This is a genomic window from Nakamurella sp., assembly GCF_048594475.1.
Taxonomy (GTDB): Bacteria; Actinomycetota; Actinomycetes; order Mycobacteriales; family Nakamurellaceae; genus Nakamurella.
In genome coordinates, this window is sequence record NZ_JBMDXT010000066.1 from 1 (window position 1) to 20,775 (window position 20,775).

General features: G+C 71.4%; 17 protein-coding genes, 1 pseudogene and 1 riboswitch. Of the genes and pseudogenes, 2 read left to right on the forward strand and 16 right to left on the reverse strand.

Annotated features, from left to right (window positions below):
* The 6 genes and pseudogenes from ACOJUF_RS03225 to ACOJUF_RS03250 form a co-directional block, all read right to left on the reverse strand.
* Positions 1–261, reverse strand: a pseudogene (locus ACOJUF_RS03225) (FAD-binding oxidoreductase); the annotation flags it as partial.
* Positions 261–1,043, reverse strand: coding sequence for an ABC transporter ATP-binding protein (locus tag ACOJUF_RS03230; RefSeq protein ID WP_420120427.1), 783 nt, complete (start codon positions 1,041–1,043; stop codon positions 261–263). The pseudogene ACOJUF_RS03225 and the gene ACOJUF_RS03230, both read right to left, overlap by 1 nt.
* On the reverse strand, positions 1,016–1,891 hold the full coding sequence (locus ACOJUF_RS03235; RefSeq protein ID WP_420120428.1) for an ABC transporter permease: 876 nt from the start codon (positions 1,889–1,891) through the stop codon (positions 1,016–1,018). Before ACOJUF_RS03235 ends, ACOJUF_RS03230 begins: the two co-directional genes overlap by 28 nt.
* A 55-nt stretch (positions 1,892–1,946) precedes the next feature.
* Positions 1,947–3,047 (reverse strand): ABC transporter substrate-binding protein, encoded by a 1,101-nt coding sequence (locus tag ACOJUF_RS03240; protein WP_420120429.1) that lies wholly within the window; start codon positions 3,045–3,047, stop codon positions 1,947–1,949.
* Positions 3,048–3,255: 208 nt separating this feature from the next.
* Complete coding sequence (locus ACOJUF_RS03245) at positions 3,256–3,378, reverse strand: putative leader peptide (RefSeq protein ID WP_420120430.1); 123 nt, start codon at positions 3,376–3,378, stop codon at positions 3,256–3,258.
* Between the two features lie 35 nt (positions 3,379–3,413).
* A riboswitch (SAM riboswitch) is annotated at positions 3,414–3,524 on the reverse strand.
* A 34-nt stretch (positions 3,525–3,558) separates the two neighbouring features.
* On the reverse strand, positions 3,559–4,752 hold the full coding sequence (locus ACOJUF_RS03250) for a glutamate--cysteine ligase (protein WP_420120431.1): 1,194 nt from the start codon (positions 4,750–4,752) through the stop codon (positions 3,559–3,561).
* Between the two features lie 180 nt (positions 4,753–4,932).
* Here ACOJUF_RS03250 and ACOJUF_RS03255 point away from each other — a divergent pair, with 180 nt between their 5' ends.
* Complete coding sequence (locus ACOJUF_RS03255; RefSeq protein ID WP_420120432.1) at positions 4,933–5,838, forward strand: NADP-dependent oxidoreductase; 906 nt, start codon at positions 4,933–4,935, stop codon at positions 5,836–5,838.
* 87 nt (positions 5,839–5,925) lie between these two features.
* Complete coding sequence (locus ACOJUF_RS03260; protein ID WP_420120433.1) at positions 5,926–6,951, forward strand: LLM class flavin-dependent oxidoreductase; 1,026 nt, start codon at positions 5,926–5,928, stop codon at positions 6,949–6,951.
* An 18-nt stretch (positions 6,952–6,969) separates the two neighbouring features.
* On the opposite strand, the gene ACOJUF_RS03265 is transcribed toward ACOJUF_RS03260, so the two are convergent.
* The 10 genes from ACOJUF_RS03265 to ACOJUF_RS03310 form a co-directional block, all read right to left on the reverse strand.
* Positions 6,970–7,323: a TraR/DksA family transcriptional regulator gene (locus ACOJUF_RS03265; protein ID WP_420120434.1), complete on the reverse strand. Its 354-nt coding sequence runs from the start codon at positions 7,321–7,323 to the stop codon at positions 6,970–6,972.
* Positions 7,324–7,401: 78 nt separating this feature from the next.
* Positions 7,402–8,598: a PLP-dependent aminotransferase family protein gene (locus ACOJUF_RS03270; protein WP_420120435.1), complete on the reverse strand. Its 1,197-nt coding sequence runs from the start codon at positions 8,596–8,598 to the stop codon at positions 7,402–7,404.
* A gap of 601 nt (positions 8,599–9,199) precedes the next feature.
* Positions 9,200–10,309 carry an FAD-binding protein gene (locus ACOJUF_RS03275; protein WP_420120436.1) on the reverse strand — a complete coding sequence of 370 codons (1,110 nt, stop codon included), beginning with the start codon at positions 10,307–10,309 and terminating at the stop codon, positions 9,200–9,202.
* Positions 10,302–10,718, reverse strand: coding sequence for a WhiB family transcriptional regulator (locus tag ACOJUF_RS03280; protein WP_420120437.1), 417 nt, complete (start codon positions 10,716–10,718; stop codon positions 10,302–10,304). Before ACOJUF_RS03280 ends, ACOJUF_RS03275 begins: the two co-directional genes overlap by 8 nt.
* A gap of 104 nt (positions 10,719–10,822) precedes the next feature.
* A complete protein-coding gene (locus tag ACOJUF_RS03285) occupies positions 10,823–14,539 on the reverse strand; it encodes a multifunctional oxoglutarate decarboxylase/oxoglutarate dehydrogenase thiamine pyrophosphate-binding subunit/dihydrolipoyllysine-residue succinyltransferase subunit (RefSeq protein WP_420120438.1) in 3,717 nt (1,238 codons plus the stop codon).
* Between the two features lie 76 nt (positions 14,540–14,615).
* Positions 14,616–15,416 carry an HpcH/HpaI aldolase/citrate lyase family protein gene (locus ACOJUF_RS03290; protein ID WP_420120439.1) on the reverse strand — a complete coding sequence of 267 codons (801 nt, stop codon included), beginning with the start codon at positions 15,414–15,416 and terminating at the stop codon, positions 14,616–14,618.
* Positions 15,416–16,654, reverse strand: a complete 1,239-nt coding sequence (locus ACOJUF_RS03295) for a CaiB/BaiF CoA transferase family protein (RefSeq protein ID WP_420120440.1) — start codon at positions 16,652–16,654, stop codon at positions 15,416–15,418. Before ACOJUF_RS03295 ends, ACOJUF_RS03290 begins: the two co-directional genes overlap by 1 nt.
* A 172-nt stretch (positions 16,655–16,826) precedes the next feature.
* Positions 16,827–17,957 (reverse strand): ABC transporter substrate-binding protein, encoded by a 1,131-nt coding sequence (locus ACOJUF_RS03300; protein ID WP_420120441.1) that lies wholly within the window; start codon positions 17,955–17,957, stop codon positions 16,827–16,829.
* 1 nt (position 17,958) lies between these two features.
* Positions 17,959–19,713 (reverse strand): ABC transporter permease, encoded by a 1,755-nt coding sequence (locus ACOJUF_RS03305; RefSeq protein ID WP_420120442.1) that lies wholly within the window; start codon positions 19,711–19,713, stop codon positions 17,959–17,961.
* Positions 19,710–20,775, reverse strand: a 1,066-nt coding sequence (locus ACOJUF_RS03310) for an ABC transporter ATP-binding protein (RefSeq protein ID WP_420120443.1), incomplete at its 5' end; no start/stop codon positions are given. The genes ACOJUF_RS03305 and ACOJUF_RS03310, both read right to left, overlap by 4 nt.

Sequence of the window (20,775 nt, forward strand, 5' to 3'; positions counted from 1 at the left end):
CCCCCCGGACTCCCGGCGCCCGCCCCCCCCGGGCACCCCGTACACCCCGCCGGGGGGCGCGGCCCGCTGGGGGGCGCGCCCCCCCCCCCCGCGGCCGGGGGCCCCCACGGCCAGGGGTGCACCGGGCAGCCGCAGGCCCGATCGGTCCGTCGCCGCGGCCTCCAGATCCGCCGGTTGCCAGCTGATCTCGTCCGGTTCGAGGTCCGCGATCAGGCGGCGCAGCAGTGTCCGGCCGGCCGGCGCGAGGATGTCGGTGACCATCAGTGCTCCTGCACCCCCAGATGCGCCAGCAGTTCTGCGCGCAGGCTCACGAATGCGGGGTCGGCCACCTCGCGCGGCCGGGCCAGCCCCACCCGGGCCTGATGGGCGATGACGCCGTCGCGCATCACCAGCACCCGATCCGCCAGCTTGATGGCCTCCTCCACGTCGTGGGTGACCAGCAGGACGGCGCAGCGGTGCAGGGTCCACAGGTCGGCCACCAGGGCCTGGGCGGTGAGCCGGGTCAGGGCGTCGAGCGCCGAGAAGGGCTCGTCGAGCAGCAGCAGGTCGGGTTCGCGCACCAGGGCACGGGCCAGGGAGGCGCGCTGGGCCTCGCCGCCGGAGAGCACCTTGGGCCAGACGTCGCTGCGGTGGGTCATGTTGACCTCGGCCAGCGCGGCCTCGGCCCGGGCCCGATCGGGCCGGCCGGGCAGGCCGAGCACGACGTTGCGCCACACCTTCTTCCACGGCATCAGCCGGGGTGACTGGAAGGCGACGGCCCGCCGGGTGGCGACCTCGACGGTGCCGGTGATCTCCCGGTCCAGGTCGGCCAGCACGCGCAGCAGCGTGCTCTTACCGCAGCCGCTGGCGCCGAGCAGGACGACGAACTCCCCGGGGGCGATGTCCAGGTCCAGGTCGTGGATGACCGCCCGGTCACCGAACCGTTTGGTCAGCCCGCGGACCTTGACCGCGTACGGGGCGGCGGGCGCCGGACCGTCGATGACCGGCCGGGCGGTCGTGCGCTCGGTCGGGACGCTCAGGTCCCGGTGAAAGACGGTCGCCATGCCAGCAACACCCTCTCCAGCAGTCGGACGAACAGGTCGGCCAGCAGGCCGAGGACGGCGTAGAGCACCAGGCAGAGCACGATCGTGTCGGTCTCGAAGAACTCCCGGGCGGTGTTCACCAGGAACCCGATACCGGTGGTGGCGTTGATGGTTTCGGCGAAGACGAGGATGAGCCAGGACACGCCGATGGAGTACCGCAGGCCGACCAGCCCGCTGGGCACCGCGGCGGGCAGGATGACGTGCCGGATGAGGCCGGCCTTGTTCAGGCCGAGGGTGCGGCCGGCCTCGACCAGGGCCGGGTCGGTGCCGCGGATGCCGGCGAACAGGTTCAGGTACAGCGGGAAGAACACGCCGAGGGCGATGAGGATCAGCTTCGGCTGGTCGCCGATGCCGAACCAGATGATCAGCAGCGGGATGAGCCCGACCACCGGGACGGTCCGCAGCATCTGGATCGGCGCGTCGATGATGTCCTCGCCGACCTTGAACAGCCCGGCGATGAGCGCGGCGACCAGGGCCGCGGTCACGCCGAAGAACAGGCCGAGACCGACCCGCTGGGCGGATGCCAGGATCGCCTGCTGCAGCTCGCCGGTGGCCAGCAGTTCACCCGCCTTGGCGATCACCTTCTGCGGCGGGGCCAGGGTGTTCGACGAGAGCCAACCGGCAGCGCTGGCCACGTACCAGAGCAGGATCAGCAGCAGCGGGCTGATGGCCTTGACGACCCAGCGGGGCAGCCGAGCGGTGCGTTGCGAGCGGCCCTTGCGTGGCCGTCCGCTGATGGTGGTCAGCGGGATGATCCGGTGGGCGTCGCGCTCGGTCCCGGCCGGCGGCGCCGGCCGCCCCGGGTCCACCGGGGCGGCCGATGCGGTCGATGCGGTCGATACAGCGGGGACCGGGGCCGACAGATCAGCCGTTGACATACTCGCCCTCGATCGCGCTGAGCTCGGGATCGAAGGAGGAGGACCAGAAGTCGCCGATCTGGAAGGTCGTGGTCAGGATCCCGGCCTTGACGAACGTGTCCAGGATGTCCTGCTGCGAGGCGATCGCCGCGTCCGACGTCGGCACGAACTTGCTCGGCCGCTGCGCCTCGCCCTCGGTGAAGGTGGCCCGGGCCTGCTCCACCGGCTGCTTGGTCTGCTCGGCGATCACCGCCGCCCAGGCGTCCGGATTGGCCCGGGCCCAGTTGAAGGCGCGCTGCAGCCGCGAGAAGTAGTCGGCGATGGCGGCGTGCTTGGCCGGGTCCTGCGCCGTCGCCGGCGTGGAGACGTAGACGAAGTTGCCCGACAGGATGTCCCGCGCGTCCACGACGGTGGTCGCGCCCTTGGCGTGGGCCGAGATGATCGCGTTGCCGTACGAGGCCAGCGCGTCGACCTGGCCGGACAGCAGCGCGGCCAGCCCGTCGCTGGTCGACAGCGGAACGGCCTCGATGTCCGACCAGGTCAGTCCGGCCGACTCCAGGGCCTTGAGCAGGAAGTAGTGCGCGGTGGTGTTCTGCACGTAGGCGACCTTCTTGCCCTTGAGGCCGGCCGCGTCCTTGATGTCGCTGCCCTCGGGGGCCACGATCTCCTGGGTCAGGGTGTTCCCCTCCCGAACCGCGATGATCGCCAGGGAGCCGGGCCCGCCGGACTGCGCGGCGAAGATCGGCGGGATCTCGCTCGCGCTGGCCAGGTCGATCGCCCCGGCGCCCAGCGCCTCCAGCTGGAGGTTCCCGCCCTGGAACAGGCTGAAGTCCGTGCCGTAGGGGGTGTCGGCCAGGCCCGCCTTCTCCAGGAGCAGTTGTTGCTGCTTCCAACCGGTTTCGCCGATGCGCAGGGTCACCCCGGACAGGTCGGTGCCGGCTGCGGCCGGCGAGACCGAGCCGCTGGACGCCGATTCCGGGGTCGACGAGCCGGCCGGCGCGCTGCCCGACGAGCTCGAGCAGGCGGCCAGGAGCGTCAGGACGGCGCCGATCGCGGTGGCGGTGGCCGTGACGGTGGCGAGGCGCCGCAACAGCGGGCGTCTGGTCATCGGGTGGTGCCTTTCTGGTGCCCGGGCGGTGCCCGGTCGGGAGGATTGCGCGGCGGCGCGGGTTGGGGGGAGGCCGGCGGCGCCGCCCCGTCGCAGGAACGGGGCGGCCCATCCGGTGGAGTGCAGAACGGGAGCCGGCGATGGCTCCGGCGCTCGACGGCGGACCCGGGCAGGGTCCGGCGCCGTCAGGACGGTCGTTCGCCGACGGTCAGGCGGAACAACAGAGCGCGCTGGACACGCGCTGGAGGTCGACGTGGCGGCGGCGGATCCAGGCCGCGGCCGACTCGGTCGCGACCGGGCGCCGCTCGGCGCGGCTCAGGCGATTCGGCACGTCACGACCCCTCTTCGGTCAGGGGCTCGGTGTCGAGCCCGCGCTTGCGAAACCAACGGTTCCGCCAGGTCCTCATCCGGAGCACCCCACCGCGGTGGGAGGGTTGCTGCCCAGCGAGCCGGAGCTTGTCGCTGGAACTCATGACCTCTCAATCAATGTAGGCGACGTGGTCGATCCCGGTCAATCCGCCTGGGCGGATCGGTCGGGCGTCACACCCGCGGCAGGGGCCGGCCGTGAGCGGTCCGGACGTCCCTCCAGAAGTTCCCGGACCAGCGATGAGACCACGGCTTTCAGGCTGCCGCCGGCGGCCTGGGCCACCTGCAGTTGGCGCTGGTAGCTGGCGCCGTGCTCCACGATCTCCAGCACGTCCATCAACTCGGACGTGCAGCCGAGGTCCGAGGCGATCGGCTCAAGGGCCGGCACCAGGGCCCGAAGGTCGTCGGTGACCAGCTCCTCGTCCCCGGCGGGATTCCGGATGATGATGGCGTCCATCCCGTACCGTGCCGTCCGCCACTTGTTCTCGCGCACGAACCACGGTTGCAGAGCCGGGATGCGCCTCCCCGCATCGAGTTCCCGGGAGAAGTGCTCGACCAGGCACTGGGTGAGGGCGGCGACGGCACCGATCTCGTTCGCCGTCGAGATTCCGTCGAAAGTGCGGACCTCGATGGTGCCCCAACGTGGCGACGGCCTGATGTCCCAGCGCAACTCGCTCAGGACGTCGATCACCCCGGTGCGGGTCAGGTCGTCGACGAGCGCTTGGTACTCCGACCAGTTCGACAGCTGGGGCGGCAGACCGGCCGTCGGCAACTGCTGGAACATCAGGGCCCGGTTCGAGGCGTAACCGGTCGTCTCGCCGGCCCAGAACGGGCTGGAGGCGCTGAGGGCCTGGAAGTGCGGCAGGTAGGTGAGCAGGCCGTCGATGATCGGCAGCACTTTGTCCCGGTCGTCCACCGCGACGTGGACATGCACGCCCCAAATCATCATCTGCCGGCCCCACCAGCGCGTCCTGTCGATCAGCGTGGCGTAGCGGTCGTTGCCCGGGGTGACCTGCTGCTGGAACCACTGGCTGAACGGATGGGTGCCTGACGACATCAACTGCACGCCCATCGGCTCGGCCAGCCGATGGACCCGTTCCACCATCCGGGTCAGGTCCGTCACGGCGTTGGCCGCCTTGTGGTGCGGGGCACTGACGATCTCGACCGTGTTCGTCAGCAACTCGCCGGTGACGTGCGGGAACGCGGTCGGCGGCCCGAGGCGGCCCAGCAGGTCGGGAGCGGCGGGCGACAGTTCCCCGGACCGCCGGTCGACGCACGCGATCTCCCATTCCAAGCCGAGCCGGGAACGCTCGGATCGCGCGAAGTCGATCGTGCTCATCGGGTCATTAAAGCAGCGGGTCGGGTCGGTTCCGGGGGGCGGCGGCACCAACCCGCAACGGTGGGACGGGCCCGGGAATATGCCGTCCTCCGGCGCGGTTGCGGTGGTGCACGCCAGGGGAATCGGGCGCCGCCGGAAGCCGGGGGCGTGGTCCGTTCCCGCCGGGAGAGGAGATCGGACATGTCCGCAGTGGTGTTCCACGAGTTCGGTGGCCCGGAGGTGCTGCGCCTCGAGGAGGTGCCGGAGGTCCACCCCGGCCCCGGGCAGGTCCGGGTGGCGGTGCGCGCCTCGAGCGTGAACCCGTTGGACTGGAAGGTGCGGGCCGGCTTCATGGCCCAGGGCAAGCCGCTGGACGGCATGGGCACCGTCGGGTTCGACGCGGCCGGGGTCGTCGACGAGATCGGCGAGGGAGTCACCGATGTGGCCGTCGGCGACGACGTGTTCGGGCTCGGCTCCGGCACGGCCGCCGATCAAGCCGTCCTGGAGGTGTGGGCGGCCAAGCCGGCGTCGGTCGACTGGGCCGTCGCGGCGGCCGCGGGCGTGGCCGGGGAGACCGCCATCCGGGCGCTCGATCTGGTCGGGGTGGGGCCGGGCACGTCGGTCCTGGTGGACGGCGGAGCCGGCGGCGTGGGCGCGGTCGTGGTGCAGGTGGCGCTGGCGCGCGGCGCCCGGGTGATCGCGACGGCCGGGGCGGACAACCAGGACTACCTTCGGGAGATCGGGGCAACCCCGCTGCGGTACGGCGACGGGCTGGCCGAGCGGGTGCGTGAGATCGCCCCCGACGGGGTCGATGCGGTGGTCGACATCGCCGGCAAGACCGCGCCTGCCGTCCTGGTCGGGCTGGTGCCCGCCGCGTCGCAGGTGGTGACCATCGCCAACTTCGGCGCCGGCGAGGCGGGGGTTCAGGTCACGGCCGGTCGATCGCCCCGTGCCCTGGAGGCGCTGGAGACGATTGGCGGCCTGCTGGCCGAGGGCAAGCTGGTGATCAAGGTGCAGACCTTCCCCTTCGCGCGGGCGACGGAGGCCCACCGGATCAGCGAGGGCGGGCACGTCCGTGGGAAGCTGGTGCTGATTCCGGAGGGATGACCACCCGCCGCCACCGGTCGCGCGGACTCGGTTCGTCCCGGGACGGCCGGCGGTGCGCCGGCCGCCGTCCCGGTGGAAGGAGTGCACGTGCCCATCCCTGGGAAACCGCTGCGGCGGCTGGGGTTTCTGACCATCGGACTGTTCGACCCGGCCGATCCGGCCGCCGGTCACCGGGCCACCCTGGAGATCATCGAGCTCGGCGAGCGGCTGGGCCTGGACAGCGCCTGGCTGCGGCACCGGCATCTGCAGTACGGCATCTCCTCGCCGGTCGCTGTGATGGCGGCCGCCGGGCAGCGCACCGATCGCATCGAGCTGGGGACGGCGGTGACCCCGCTCGGCTGGGAGAACCCGTTGCGGCTGGCCGAGGATCTGGCCACCGTCGATCTGCTCTCCGGTGGGCGGATCAACCCGGGCGTGAGCGTGGGAGTGCCGATGCAGTACGAGCACCTCAAGTCCGCGCTCTACCCGGACACCGCCGAGGTGGAGGATTTCACCTACACCCGGGTCGAGCGCCTCCTGGCCTTCCTCGAGGGACGCCCGGCCTCGGACTTCGCCGGGCGCGAGGGCTTCGAGGAGTTCTCCGACCGCGTCCAGCCGCACTCGCCCGGTCTCCGGGACCGGATGTGGTACGGCGCCGGCAGTCTGCGATCCGCCCGGTGGGCGGGGGCGCATGCGATGAACCTGCTCTCGAGCAGCGTCGTCTTCGGCGAGCCCGGCGGCCCCACCGACTTCGCCGAGATCCAGCGCGAGCAAATCCGGGCGTTCCGGGCCGCCCATCCGGCCGGATCCGCGGCCCGCGTGTCCCAGGGACTGGTGGTGATCCCGACCGACTCCGCGACCGTCGAGCAACGCGACCGCTACCACGCCTACGTGCAGGCCCGCACGCCGCGCACGGCCGGGCCCCAGGGGTCGCGCGGCATGCTGTTCGCGCGCGACCTCGTCGGGAGCAGCGAGCGGATCGCTGAGGAGCTGTACGCGCACGCGGGGTTCCGCGAGGTCGACGAGGTTGCCTTCGCGCTGCCGTTCTCCTTCGCCCACGGCGACTACGTGCAGATCCTCACCGACATGGCCACCCGGCTCGGCCCGGCGCTCGGGTGGCGTCCCGCCGGCTGACCCCGGCGGCCGGTCCGATCACCGTCGACCGGCGCACGACACGCAGCGGGTGGCGGTGGGCAGCACCGCCAGTCGCTCGGCGGCGATGGCGCCGCCGCACCGTTCGCAGATCCCGTAGCGCCCGGCATCGAGATCGGCCAGTGCCCGGTCGACGTCGCGGACGCGCTGCCGGGCGGCCCGGTGCATGCCGTCGACGCGGAACCACTCGGCGGACAGCGGCGAACCCTCGGGGTCGTGTTCGTCATCATCCGACCGGTCGGCCCGCAGCTGCCGGATCGCCAGCAACGCCCGGTGACGCGCATCGAGCTCGTCGACCAACTGCGCGCGCAGCTGCTCGAGGGCCCGGCGCGGGTCGGAATCGTCATCGGTCACCGGGGCGGCCCACCCCCGTCCGGTCGCTCGCGGGCCAGTCGTTCTCCGGGGACCGACCCTACCCCGGTCGGTGGCCCGTCAGAAGGCGGACGCCAGGCGCCGAGCCGCTTCCCGCAGCTCGTCCGGCGTCCGATCCCCGTAGGCGAGGCGCAGATGGCGGGACGACTCCCAAGTGTCGGGGCCGGACGCGAAGAATGCACCCTGCTGATAGAGCACCCCGGCATCGGCGGCGCGGGCGGCGAGGGCGGCGGCGTCGACCCGATCGTCGGTCAGCCGCGGCCAGAGGAAGAGCCCGCCCTCGGGCCGGGTGATCCGGAAGGCGCCAGGGGCCTCGGCCGCCAGGGCGTCGGCCAGCGCGAGCGACCGCTCCCGGTAGAGGCGTCGGGCCGGCGCGAGCACCGTGTCGAACCAGGCCGGGTCGGCGAGCAGCAGGTGCTCGAGCAGCGCCTGCGTGACCGTGGAGGTATGACCGTCCAGACGGTTGCGCAGCCGGACGATGGGAGTGACCAACGGCTCGGGCAGCACCAGCCAGCCCACGCGCCACCCCGGGCCGAGCGTCTTGGTGAAGGTGTTGACCACGATCGTCCGGTCGGATCCGTGGAAGGTGGCCAGCCCCTGATCCTGACCGGCGAATCGCAGGTCCCGGTAGGGGTTGTCGATCAACAGCCAGAACCCGTACTGCTCGGCCAGGTCGGCCAGGGCCCCCCGTCGCCGCGCGGTCAGGGTGCCCTGGGACGGATTGTGGAAGTCGGGCACCGTGTACAGCGCGCTGATCCGCTCGCCGCCGGCGAGCCGGTCGGCCAGCGCCGCGACGTCCAGGCCGTCGCCGTCGACGGGAATCGGCCGGACCGAACCGTCGGCCAGTTCCAGGACCCGCAGGAACAGCGGGAAGATCGGATCGTCCACCGCCACCGCGGATCCCCGCTCGACCACCGTCAGCACCGCCAGGGAGAGGCCGTGCAGGCCGCCGTTGGTGACGACGATCCGGGCGGGTTCGACGCCCTCCCGGCGGGCGATCCACTCTCGCAGTCCGGACAGTCCCGTCGACGAGGAGTACTGCAGGGCGGCCGTCGCGGCGGCCCGGTCGGTCCAGAGCTCCGCGGAGACGCGCGCGAAGTCGGGCAGCGGCAGGGCCTCCGGCGCGGGGATCCCGCCGAGCAACCGGATGGCGCCCGGGCGGGGAGTGATGAGGCTCTGGTCACCGAACCCCGCGGGATCCGAGAGGGACTGGGCGAACGAGCTGATCGGGGGGACGGCGGTCACGGCGATGGTCATGCTGGCTCCGGGTCTATTCCGGGGTCGACCACGCCGGGTGGTGGATGGCGGCGCGGTCGAGCGGCTGGGTGCGGATGAGTGGGTTGAACCGCGGCACGCCCAGGGTGGACCCGAGGATGCATCCTGGGCCCGTCGGCGGGCGGGACGACCGACCTGACGGGTCGGGCCGAATCAGTGGCCGGGTCGACAGCCGGAACTGGCGACCAGCGCCAGGTCGACGTGCCGCCGCCGGACCGCCCGGAAGCTCTCGCCGAGAGGGGTGACGGGCACTGGGGTCTCCGGTTCCGGGAACGGTTGATCGGCCTGATGGCCGCGAGACGATCGCACGGCGGCCGGGTGATCATGGGGGGCACCCACGACACGACGTGAGGGTGGTCGGACAGCTAACGAGGCCTTGACACCTCGCTCGTCGCCGACGCCCCGAATCTAGCCAGCCGGTCTCCCGGGTGTCAACGAGTGGTCGATCGGCCGTGACGGTCGGCACAACCGGCCGGCGCCCTGCGCGGGATCCGTTCCGGATCAGGGGTGGCGGCTCCGGTCAGGCCAGCCGGCCGGCGCGGTGGCCGAAGACGGCTCCGGCGGCGAGCCCGCTACCACCGGGTTAGTTACCGCTGAACAGCCCGCCCAGCATCTCACCGGCCACGTAGAGACCGGGAATGGCGCTTCCGTCCTTTCGAAGCACCCGCCCGTCGGTGTCGGCCCGTAGACCGCCGAAGGTGAACGTGATCCCGCAGGTCACCGGGAAGGCATAGAAGGGACCGGTTTCCAGTGGTGCAGCCCAGTTGCTCTTGGGTGGGACGACGTGGGCGGCCCGGCCGTCCTTGACGGTCGGGTCCAGCGGGACGGACCGGTCGATCGACCGGTTGAAGTCGTCGACCGTCGCGGTCAAGCGGGTCGGGTCGACCCCGATGCGGACGGCCAGGTCGCCGATGGTGTCGGCGACGACGACCGAGACGCCCGGCATGTCGTATTCCTCGGTCCGCAGCATCGGTCGCAGCTTGGCGTCGAAGATCTGGTAGGCGATCGAACCCGGTTGGAGGCCCGGCCCGAGATGCCGCTCCCGCCGATCCGGGTCGGCCTCGAATCCACCGGCGGCCAGAATGACCGACTCGGCGGGGATCTCGCGGTGCTCACTGTCCGGGAGGTGAGCGACGACGCCGGTCACCCGGCCGTCCTGGTGGAGCAGTTCGGTCACCGCGGAGTCGTACCGCACGCGCACGCCCAGCCGGTCGGCGATGGCCAGATGGTCGGCCATCAGACCCTGGCCGCCGCCCACGTTGCCCACGTGCAGCCCGCCCCAGAAGACGTGGCTCCCGTCGGGTCGCCGGTACGCCTGCCGCTCGTACAGCAGCCGGTACCGCATCCCCTGCGCGTGGAGCCAGCGCAGGGTCGGGCCGGCCTCGCCGACGAGCACCGCGGTCAGGGCGGGGTCGTTGCGTCCCCGGTGACCCTGGCCAGGTCGGCCGCTTACTCCTCGGGAGAGTAGGGCGGAACCACGCTGACGGCGTGCCGGGGGTCGGCCTCGACCAGGTCGACCAGATCGGCCAGGCCGCCGTGGGCGATGCGCGTGGCCCCCGCGGTGTAGTAGCTGTTGCCGCCCGCCGTGGCCGCGTCCGACTTTTCCAGCAGCAGCACCTGGCGGCCGGTGGGCGGCCGTACTGGCGGCGGTGAACCCGGCGTTGCCGCCGCCGACGACGACGACCTCAGGCATCGGGACCCGACCCACGATCCACCGGGGCGGCCACCGCGACGGAGACGGCTCGACCGGCCGCCGCGCGCCACGCCTCGCGCCGGCTCGCGGCCGACTGCCGGCGGGGCCGGGCCCGCCGGGCCGGATAGCGCAACGAGGCCAGTCCGAGCAGTTCCGCCCGCTCGGTCTCGGACCGCCCGCCCCATACCCCGTACGGCTCCCGGGTGCGCAGCGCGTGTTCGAGGCAGGCGGCCGTCACCGGGCAGCGGGCGCAGATCGCCTTGGCCCGTTCGATCCGGTCGGCCCGGGTCGTCGTCCGGTCGTCGGCCGGGGAGAAGAAGACGGCCGGGTCCCCGCCGCGGCAGGCGGCCTCGACCTGCCAGGTCCAGTTCGCCAGCAGCGGCGGTGGGAGGGTCGGCGCTTCGTCCACGGGTGGGACCTGTTCTTTCCGGTCGGATGCGGTGACGATGGGTACGGGAGTCGAGCGACGCCGGCCGGCGACGGAGGCTGGCGGCCGGCGTCGTCCCCCCGGGCTCAGGCTCTCCCGGTCGGCTGCCGGGCGAAAGCGGCGGTCACGACGGCGGTCTGCTCGACCCGGTGGACCTGTGCGGACCCGGCCGACGGGGCGGCCATCGGCCGCCGGGAGATCCGGTGCAGCCCGGACAACCGGGGAATCAGGTCGGGCAGCACGAGTGCCAGGAAGCTCCAGGCTCCCTGGTTGGCCGGCTCCTCCTGAACCCAGCGGATCTCGGTGACTGCGGGGTAGCGCTGCAGCACCTCGTCGAGCTCCCGGTGCGGGACGGGATAGAGCTGCTCCAGCCGCACGATCGCGGTGTCGGTGATGCCGGTGGCGGCTCGGTGGGCGGCCAGTTCGTAGAAGAACTTGCCGCTGGTCACCAGCAGTGTGGTGACCGCGGTCGGGTCGACGTCGTCGTCGGCGATGACCGGCCGGAACCCCCCGCCGGTGAAGTCGGCGACCGGGGACACCGCGGCCTTGTTGCGCAGCATCGACTTCGGGGTGAACACGATCAGCGGGCGGTGAACCCCGTCCAGGGTGTGGTGGCGCAGCAGGTGGAAGTAATTGGCCGGGGTGGACGGCACGGCGACGGTCATCGAGTCCTCGGCGCACAGCTGCAGGAACCGCTCGATGCGGCCCGAGGTGTGGTCGGGTCCCTGTCCCTCGTGTCCGTGGGGGAGCAACAGCACGACCCCCGACCGCTGGCCCCACTTCGCCTCGCCGGAGGACAGGTACTCGTCGATGATCGACTGGGCCCCGTTGACGAAGTCGCCGAACTGCGCCTCCCAGAGCACCAGGGCGTCCGGGTCGGCCACCGAGTAGCCGTACTCGAAGCCCAACGCCGCGTACTCGGTCAGCGCCGAGTCGTAGATGAGCACCCGGGCCTGGTCCGGCGTCAGGTGTTGCAGGGGCTGGTATTCGGCCCCGGTGGCGTGGTCGACCACCACCGCGTGCCGTTGCACGAAGGTTCCCCGGCGGGTGTCCTGGCCGGCGAAACGGACCAGCCGGCCGCCCATCGCCAGGGATCCCAGTGCGGCCAATTCGGCGAAGGCCCAGTCGATGTCGCCGTCGCGGGCCATCGTGACCCGGCGTTCCAGCACGGACTTCACGCGCGGGTGGAGGACGAATCCGGCCGGCAGGTCCAGGGCGGCATCGGCCACCCGGCGCAACACCGCCGCGTCGACCGTAGTGTCGACGTGGTGGGGGACCGGCTGGTCGGCCGCCACGGACGGCGAGGGGTGGGGGACCGCCCGTTCCAGTTCGCGGACCTCCCGGAACGTCCGGTCCAACTGGGCCTGGTAGTCCCGCATGCTGTCCTCGGCCTCGGCGACGGACAGGTCTCCCCGCCCGATCAGGGCCTCGGTGTACAACCGCCGCACCGAGCGTTTGCCGTCGATGACCTGGTACATGAGCGGGTTGGTCATCGACGGGTCGTCACCCTCGTTGTGGCCGCGCCGCCGGTAGCAGATCATGTCGATCACGACGTCGCCGCCGAACCGCTGCCGGTAGTCGACCGCCAGCCGGGCCACCCAGGTGGCGGCCTCCGGATCGTCACCGTTCACGTGAAAGATCGGCGCTTGCACCATCTTCGCCACGTCGGTGCAGTAGACGCTGGACCGCGATGACTCCGGGGCGGTGGTGAAGCCGACCTGATTGTTGATGATGACGTGGAGGGTGCCGCCGGTGCGGTACCCGCGCAGCTGGGACAGCTGCAGGGTTTCCGCGACGACGCCCTGCCCGGCGAACGCGGCGTCGCCGTGAATGGCGACGGGTAGCACGGTGTAGCCCCGCTCGCCCAGGTTCAGCTGGTCCTGCCGGGCCCGGGCGACCCCCTCCAGCACCGGGTCCACCACCTCCAGGTGGGACGGGTTGGCCACCAGCGTGACCGCGAGGGATCCCTGGCCGGCCGGCGGCCGGTACCTGCCCTCCGCGCCCAGGTGGTACTTGACGTCCCCGGAACCCTGCGTCTGCTTGGGATCCATGTTGCCCTCGAACTCGCGGAAGATCTGCGAGGAGGGCTTGCCGACGATGTTCGCGAGCACGTTGAGACGGCCGCGGTGCGCCATGCCGATCACCACCTCGTCGGCGCCGGTGGCCACGGCCTGCTGGAGGGCGGCGTCCAGCAGCGGGATGACCGTCTCCCCGCCCTCGAGGGAGAACCTCTTCTGGCCGATGTACTTGGTCTGCAGGAACGTCTCGAACGCCTCGGCGCTGTTGAGCCGGCCCAGGATGTGTTGCTGCTCCGCGACGGTCGGCTGGGGCCGGGGCGACTCGACCCGCTCCTGGAGCCACTGCCGCTGTTCGGGGTCCAGGATGTGGGCGTACTCGACGCCGACGGTCCGGCAGTAGGCGTCGCGCAGCACCCCGAGGACGTCGCGCAGTCGCATGTGTTGCCGGTCGGCGAAACCACCCACCGGGAACTCCCGATCCAGGTCCCACAGCGTCAGACCGTGCGTGATGATGTCCAGATCCGGGTGTCGCCGCTGCCGGTAGTGCAGCGGGTCGGTGTCGGCCATCAGGTGGCCGCGGGTGCGGTAGGCGTCGATGATCCCCAGGACCCGGGCCGTCCGGTCCAGGCCGCCCGGCCGGCCGCTGCCCAGATCCGGCACCCACCGGACCGGTTCGTAGGGCAGCCGCAGCGAGGTGAAGATGTCGTCGTAGAAGCCGTCCGCGCCGAGCAGCAGTTGATGGATCCGCTTGAGGAATTCGCCCGATTCGGCACCCTGGATGACGCGGTGGTCGTAGGTCGACGTGAGGGTGATGATCTTGGAGATCGCCAGGTCGGCGAGGGTCTGCTCGCTGGCGCCCTGGAACTCGGCCGGGTATTCCAGCGCGCCGACCCCGATGATCGCGCTCTGACCCGACATCAGCCGGGGGACCGAGTGATTGGTGCCGATCCCACCGGGATTGGTCAGGGTGATGGTCGTGTCGGCGTAGTCCTCGGCAGCCAGCGCGCCGGTCCGGGCCTTGCGGACGACCAGCTCGTACGAGGTCCAGAACTGCGCGAAGGTCATCGCCTCCGCCGCCTTGATCGGCACCACCACCAGATTCCGGGTACCGTTCCGGCCGGGCAGGTCGATCGCCAGTCCGAGGTTGACGTGGTCCGGCGTCCGGGCCGCCGGTTTGCCGTCGAACAGGGTGAAGGACCGGTTCATGGTGGGGAAGTCGGCCACCGCACGCACGATGGCGTAGCCGACGAGGTGGGTGAACGAGATCTTCCCGCCACGGTTGCGCCGCAGGAAATTGTTGATCACCAAACGGTTGTCGGCCATCAGCTTGGCCGGCACGGCCCGGACCGAGGTCGCGGTGGGCACGTCCAGGGACGCGGTCATGTTCTTGACGACCGCCGCCGACGCGCCCCGCAGCGCAGCCACCGATCCGGCCGCGCCGCCGCTCACCGCTGCCGGCGCCGACCGGTCCGGCGCCGACCGGTCCGGCGCCGCGCCGCCGGCGTCCGATCGGCTGGGCGCCGCCGCCGGTGGGACCCGTGCCGCCGCTGGGACCGAAGGGGCCGGAGCCGGTGTCGACGTGGTCGCCGCCGGGGTGACGGCTGCGGACGGCCCGACCCGGTTCGCACCCGGCCCGGCGGCGAAGAAGTCGCGCCAGATGGAGTCGACGCTGGCCGGGTCGGCGAGGAACTCCTCGTACTTCTCCTGCACGAACCAGTCATTCGGTCCGAAATCGGTTTCCAGGGATGTCGACACTCTCGGTTCCAACCTGTGGGTGACGGTCATGGTGGTGACGGCGATCCTGCTGACGCCGGTCGCGCGCCGCGACGCGAACCCGGCGGGTCCGGTGGGTGCGGGCGGTTCAGGAGCCGGTGGCGCCCGCGATCTGCAGGACGCGCCGGGCCCGGTCGGCGACGGGCAGGTCGACGAACTCCCCGGACGGCAGCCGCAGGGCCTCGCCGTCGGCGGCCGCGAACGCGTCGAGAACGGTCTGTGCCCAGGAGATGTCGTCGGTGGTCGGGGTGAAGACCTCGTGCAGGACCGGCAGCTGGCCCGGGTGGATCGCGGACTTGCCGAAGAAGCCGAGCGAGTGCGCGAACTCGGCCTGCTCACGAAGCCCGGCCGGATCGTCCAGCCGCGGGTACACGCTGTCGATGGGGGGCTCGAGGCCGGCGGCCCGGGACGCGAGCACCAGATGCGAACGCACGTAGAGGGTCTGCAGGTTGCCGCCGGTGGTGCTCAGGTCGCGCTGCAGGTCGACGCCGCCCATGGCCAGGTGCTTGACGCCGGGGACGGACGCGATCTCCTGGGCGGCGAGCACGCCGCGGGCGCTCTCGATCGCGCAGATGATCGGCCGCCCGGGGGCGCGGTCGGTCACCCACCGGACATCCTCCGCCGATTCGACCTTGGGAATCCGAATCCCGTGGGCCCGTTCGGCCACGGCGTCCAGATCGGCGGCGCACCAATCGCTCCGGGCCGCGTTGACCCGGACCCAGGCCGGGTGGTCGACCAGAACCTGCGCCACCATGGCCCGGGCGGTGGCCTTGGCCTCCGGCGGGACCGCGTCCTCCAGGTCGAGCATCACCGCGTCGGCGCCGGCGGTGAAGACCTTGCCCAGCAGCTTGGCGTTGTGGCCCGGGGCGAACAGGTAGCTGCGGTCCATCAGACGACCCCGTCCTGGCGCAGCTCGTCCAGTTTCTCGCCGGAGAGCCCGAGCAGCTCGTCCAGCACACTGTCGGTGTCCTGGCCGAGGGTGCGGCCGCCGTGCCGGATGGCTCCGGGAGTGCCACCCATCCGGAAGATCAGGTTCTGCATCTTCAGCGGGCCGAGGTCCTCGTCGTCGATGGTGGTGATGACCTCCCGCTCCACCACGTGCGGGTCGTTCATCAGCTGCTCGATGTCGTACACCGGGGCCAGGGCGGCGCCGGCCGCCTGGAACGCGGCCGACACGTCCTCGTAGGTCCGCGCGCCGATCCACTCGGCCACCGGGGCGTCGATCAGGTCGGCGTGCTTGACCCGCTCGCCGGCCTTGGGGAACCAAGATTGCGCGGCGATGTCCGGCCGGCCGACCAGGTGCATGACCCGTTCGGCGACGGACGTGGCGCTGGCCGAGATCGCCACCCAGCGGCCGTCACTGGTCAGGTAGGCGTTGCGCGGGGCGTTATTGGTCGACCGGTTGCCGTGCCGGCCGGAGATCAGCCCGAGCTGGTCGTACACGCTGGGTCCGGGTCCCAGGATGCCGACCAGCGGTTCCAGCAGCGACAGGTCGATGACCTGGCCGGTGCCGCCGGAGGCGTCCCGGTGGTAGAGCGCCAGCATGACGGCGTACGCGCCGGTCAGGCCGGCCACGCCGTCGGCCAGGCCGAACGGCGGCAGTGTCGGCGGGCCGTCGGGTTCGCCGGTCTGGTGGGCCAACCCGCTCATCGCCTCGGCCAGCGTGCCGAACGCCCGGCGGGTGGCGTACGGGCCGGTCTGGCCGAAGCCGGTGACCCGCAGCACGATCAGTCCGGGGTTGATGCTCAACAGGTCGTCGGGGGCCAGGCCCCACTTCTCCAGCACGCCGGGCCGGAAGTTCTCGATCACCACGTCGGCCTGCTCGACCAGCCGGCGCAGGATGTCCTGGCCGGCCGGCTTGCCGAAGTTCAGGGTGATGGCCCGCTTGTTCCGGGCGATCACCTTCCACCACAGGCCGTGACCGTCCTTGCTCAGCCCGTGGGAGCGGGCCGGGTCCCCCCGAGGGTGCTCGACCTTGATCACGTCGGCGCCCCAGTCGCCCAGCAGCATCGCCGTGATCGGTGCGGCGTAGACGGTCCCCAGATCGAGCACCCGCAGGCCGGCCAGGGGACCCCGCGGGTCCGGGCGGGTGGTGGATCGGGTGGGTGTGGCGCTGGTGTTCGACATGCTCGCTCGCTCTCCTGGGTCGTGGTGCTGGCGGGCCGCGGCTCGGCGCAGGCGGACGGGACCGCTGGCGGGACCGGTGAAGCGGTCCCACCAGCGGCGTCCTCGGGGCGGTGCGGGGCCGGGTGACGGTCGGCGACGAGCGCCGGTGAATCGAAGACTCCGGTGGGCAGGACTATTCGTTGTAGCCGAACAACGAGTTCCACATCTGCTGGTCCTCCTTGGCGAATCCCTTCGCCTCGGCCGGCAGCACGCGATGGACCTGCTCGGACTCGAAGGCGGGGAACTGCTCGCCCAGGATGTTCGGCGCGTCGACGTCGGTCCGGACCGAATACTCGCCCAGCTCGCGGAACACGTTCTGGCCCCGCTGCGACAGGTTCCAGTTCATGAACACCTTGGCCGCGTTGACGTTCGTGGCCGTGGACGCGACGCCGGTGTAGTAGTCGTAGACCGCGAACCCCTCCTTGGGGATCACGAACTGGACCGGGGCGTTGCGGGCCTGGGCCAGGTTGACCGCGCTGACCACGGTGGTGCCGACCTGCACCTCGCCGCGGGCCAGGCTGTCCAGCTCGGCGCCCAGCGAGTCGAAGATCCGGGGCCGGTTGCCGGCGTAGGTGGTGAGGAACTCGTCACCCAGGACCGCCCGCTGGAACCGGGTCAGGGCCAGGGCGCTGCCACCGGCGCCGACCTGGGCGATGCCGATCTTGCCGCGCATCTGCGGGTCGGTCATCACCGACCAGGATGTCGGGGCCTGGTCGGCCGGGATGATCGCCGAGTTGTAGCCGAAGGTGTAGATCGGGTCGAAGGTCCGGTAGTAGTTGCCGCCGTCGAAGACCACGTCGTCGTGCAGATTCGTGGCGGTCGAGGGGGTGTAGGGCTGGAACACTCCCTTCTCGCTCAGGGAGCTGACAAAGCCGGAGTCCGAGATCCGCACCACGTCGGCCTTGAGCCGGTCGGCGCCGTATTCGGCGGAGATCCGCTCGTACAACCGGTTCGGGGTGAGCCGGACGACGTTGACCTTCAATCCGGTGTCGGCCTTGAACTGCTTGAGCAGGGCGGCCTCGGTGTTCTCGGTGTAGCCGGTGTAGAGGGTGATGCCGCCTTCCGCGACCGCGGCGTCCCAGAGTTCCTTGTCGGCGATCTGCTCGCCGTCGATCACGAGCCCGTTGTCGGTCTCGATGGTGGTGGCCGGCTGCACGACCTCCTTGGGCGGCGGCGGCGCGGCGCAGGCGGTGGTGGTCACGGCGAGCGCGGCGGCGACGGTGGCGGCGGCCCGCAGGACCGTGCGGCGGGAGAAGCGGGTCATGTCAGGCCACATCCTTGGCTCCGAGGCGGCGGGCGAGAACGGCGAGGACGCCGATGACGACGATGTAGAGCAGGCTCAGTTCGGCGGCCTGCTGGAAGGACCCGTTGTCATAGGCGTCGAAGATCGCGATCGACAGCAGGCGGGTGTCGGAGGTGAACAGGAACAGCACGGCGGTCAGCTCGCGCATGCCCAGCATCAGCAGCAGCAGGAAGGTCGACGACAGGCCGACCCGCAGCAGCGGCACGGTGACGAACGAGATCGCCTTGTGCCGGCGGGCTCCCAGCATGATGGCGCTGTCCTCGAGGTCCTTGTCCAGCTGGACGATCGAGGAGGAGACGCCGCGGTAGCCCTGCGGGATGAACACCGCGATGCAGGCGATGACCAGGACGATCAGGGTGCCGTACACCGGGATCGGCAGGGTCAGCCAGGTCCACAGCAGGCCCAGGCCCAAGACGATGGCCGGGATGGCCAGCGGCAGCATGGCGATGTACTCCAGGGCCTTCCGGCCCCAGGCGTGGGTGCGATACCTGGTGTAGGACAACGCGAAACACAGGGCGGTGCCGATGATGGCGGTGCCGAGACCGACGATGACGCTGTTGCGCAGGACGTGCCAGAATTCGGCGTCCTGCAGGGTCTGGCCCATCGAGTAGAACGACAGGGCACCCGGCTCGAACAGTTCGTTCAGCTGACCCAGGTACGGGCTGGTCTGCAGGGCGGTGATCAGCAGGGCGGCGATCGGCAGGACCACGGCGAGCAGGAAGTACGCCCAGGCGGCGATGGCGGCCGGCCAGCGCCACGTCCGCAGCGGGATCCGGCGGGCGCGGACGCCCTTGCCGCTGACCGTCGTGTACTGCTTCTTGGCCACGGTCCGCTGCTGGATGAACACGACGATCATCAGCAGGGCGGTCAGCACGACGGCGATGGCGGCCGCCGCGTTCTGCCGGGACGGCGAGGCGTTCATCAGCCGGTAGATCAGGGTCGGCAGGGTGTCGATCTGACCGGGCACGCCGATCACCTGGGCGACCGGGAAGTTCTCGACCGTCAGCGCGAAGACCAGGATGCCGGAGCCGACGATCGCCGGCATCACCAGCGGGAAGGTGATGACTCGCAGCATCTTCGACAGGGGAGCGCCGTGCAGGCTGGCCGCGTCCTCGAGGTCGGGGTTCATCAGCGACAGCGCCGAGTGCACCATCAGGAAGGTGTACGGCGCGTAGTACAGGCCCAGGACGAAGATCAGGCCGCCGAAGCTGTAGATGTTGATCAGGTCCGGCACCCCGACGGCCCGGGCGACGACGTTGATGTACCCGGAGGCCGGGCTGCCCAGCTGGGCCCAGGCCAGGGCCCCGACCAGCGCCGGCAGGAACAGCGGCGCGATCCCGAAGAAGTAGATGAGTTTGCGCCCGGGCACGTTGGTGCGGGCGGCCAGGAAGGCCATCCCGGATCCGATGACCAGGGCGACGATCGACGAGCCCAGGCCGACCAGGGCCGAGTTGAGCATCGCGGTCAGCGCGCTCGAGGTGAACAGGACCTTGAAATTGGTGATGGTGAAGGACGCCTCGCCCAGCGATCCGGGGCCGGGGCTGGTGTCGGTGAACGCGGCCAGGATGACGAAGCCGACCGGGAAGAGCACCAGCAGGGTCAGGATGATCAGCTGCAGGCCGGACGGCAGGACCCGCTTGATCGCGCGGACGCCGGCCGGGGAGCCCTTCGGCTCGGCCTTCTTCACCGCCGGCGGGCGGGACAGGGTGGTGGTCACGCCGCCACCGCCGTCTTGGCCGCGGGGGTGGTCAGCACCGGGGCGGCGGTGTCGTCGGCGATGACCTGGGCCGCGTTCGGCGAGATCCGCACCAGGGCGGTGTCGCCGGTGCTCAGCCAGTCGCAGGCCTGCGTCATCGCGATGGCCTCGAGCACCGGGCCGTCCTCCAGGGTGATCCGGTAGCGGACGGTGGCGCCCTGGAAGCTGGCCACGTCGATGTGCCCGCGCCAGGTGCCCGGGGCGGCACTCTCGCCGGGCCGGGCCTTCGTCACGTGCAGGTCCTCGGCCCGCAGGCACAGGCTGAACGGGCCCGACCCCTGGGGAACCTCGGCGACGGGAACGGACACCGGATAACCGGTCAGCCGGGCGACCGGCTCGCCGCCGGCCGTCTCGACCGTGCACGGGAAGATGTTGCCGACGCCGAGGAAGTCGGCGATCGACTTGGTGGACGGCGCGGCGTAGATCTGCTGGGGCGTGCCGATCTGCACGATCCGGCCGTGCTGCATCAGCGCGATCCGGTCGGCCAGCGCGAACGCCTCGATCTGATCGTGCGTGACGTAGACGGTGGTCAGGTTCTGCTCGAGCTGGATCTCCCGGAGCTCGATGCGCAGCCGCTCGCGCAGCCGGGCGTCCAGGTTCGACAGCGGCTCGTCCAGCAGCAGCACGCTGGGCTGCATGACCAGGCTGCGGGCCAGGGCGACGCGCTGCATCTGCCCGCCGGAAAGCTGGCTGGCGCCTCGGGTCTCGAAGTCGGCCAGGCCGACGATGGCCAGCGCCTTGCGGACCCGGGTGGTGGCCTCGTCCTTGGGCACCTTCTTCATCTTCAGGGAGAACGCCACGTTCTCGAACACCGTGCGGTGGGGCCAGACCGCATAGGACTGGAAGACCATGCCGACGTTGCGCTTGTACGGGGCGACCGTCACCCGCCGGTCGGAGTCGTGGACCACCGTGTCACCGATGGTGATGCGGCCGCCGCTGGGCTGCTCGAGCCCGGCGATGCAGCGCATCGTGCTGGTCTTGCCGCAGCCGGACTGGCCGAGCAGGACCAGCGACTCGCCGTCG

Excerpts from the sequence above, each read along its gene's own strand:
- ACOJUF_RS03275 (WP_420120436.1), bottom strand. The coding sequence starts at position 10,309 with ATGCCTGAGGTCGTCGTCGTCGGCGGCGGCAACGCCGGGTTCACCGCC.
- ACOJUF_RS03230 (WP_420120427.1), bottom strand. The coding sequence starts at position 1,043 with ATGGCGACCGTCTTTCACCGGGACCTGAGCGTCCCGACCGAGCGCACG.
- ACOJUF_RS03270 (WP_420120435.1), bottom strand. The coding sequence starts at position 8,598 with ATGACCATCGCCGTGACCGCCGTCCCCCCGATCAGCTCGTTCGCCCAG.
- ACOJUF_RS03295 (WP_420120440.1), bottom strand. The coding sequence starts at position 16,654 with ATGTCGAACACCAGCGCCACACCCACCCGATCCACCACCCGCCCGGAC.
- ACOJUF_RS03300 (WP_420120441.1), bottom strand. The coding sequence starts at position 17,957 with ATGACCCGCTTCTCCCGCCGCACGGTCCTGCGGGCCGCCGCCACCGTC.
- ACOJUF_RS03285 (WP_420120438.1), bottom strand. The coding sequence starts at position 14,539 with ATGACCGTCACCCACAGGTTGGAACCGAGAGTGTCGACATCCCTGGAA.
- ACOJUF_RS03240 (WP_420120429.1), bottom strand. The coding sequence starts at position 3,047 with ATGACCAGACGCCCGCTGTTGCGGCGCCTCGCCACCGTCACGGCCACC.
- ACOJUF_RS03250 (WP_420120431.1), bottom strand. The coding sequence starts at position 4,752 with ATGAGCACGATCGACTTCGCGCGATCCGAGCGTTCCCGGCTCGGCTTG.
- ACOJUF_RS03290 (WP_420120439.1), bottom strand. The coding sequence starts at position 15,416 with ATGGACCGCAGCTACCTGTTCGCCCCGGGCCACAACGCCAAGCTGCTG.
- ACOJUF_RS03255 (WP_420120432.1), top strand. The coding sequence starts at position 4,933 with ATGTCCGCAGTGGTGTTCCACGAGTTCGGTGGCCCGGAGGTGCTGCGC.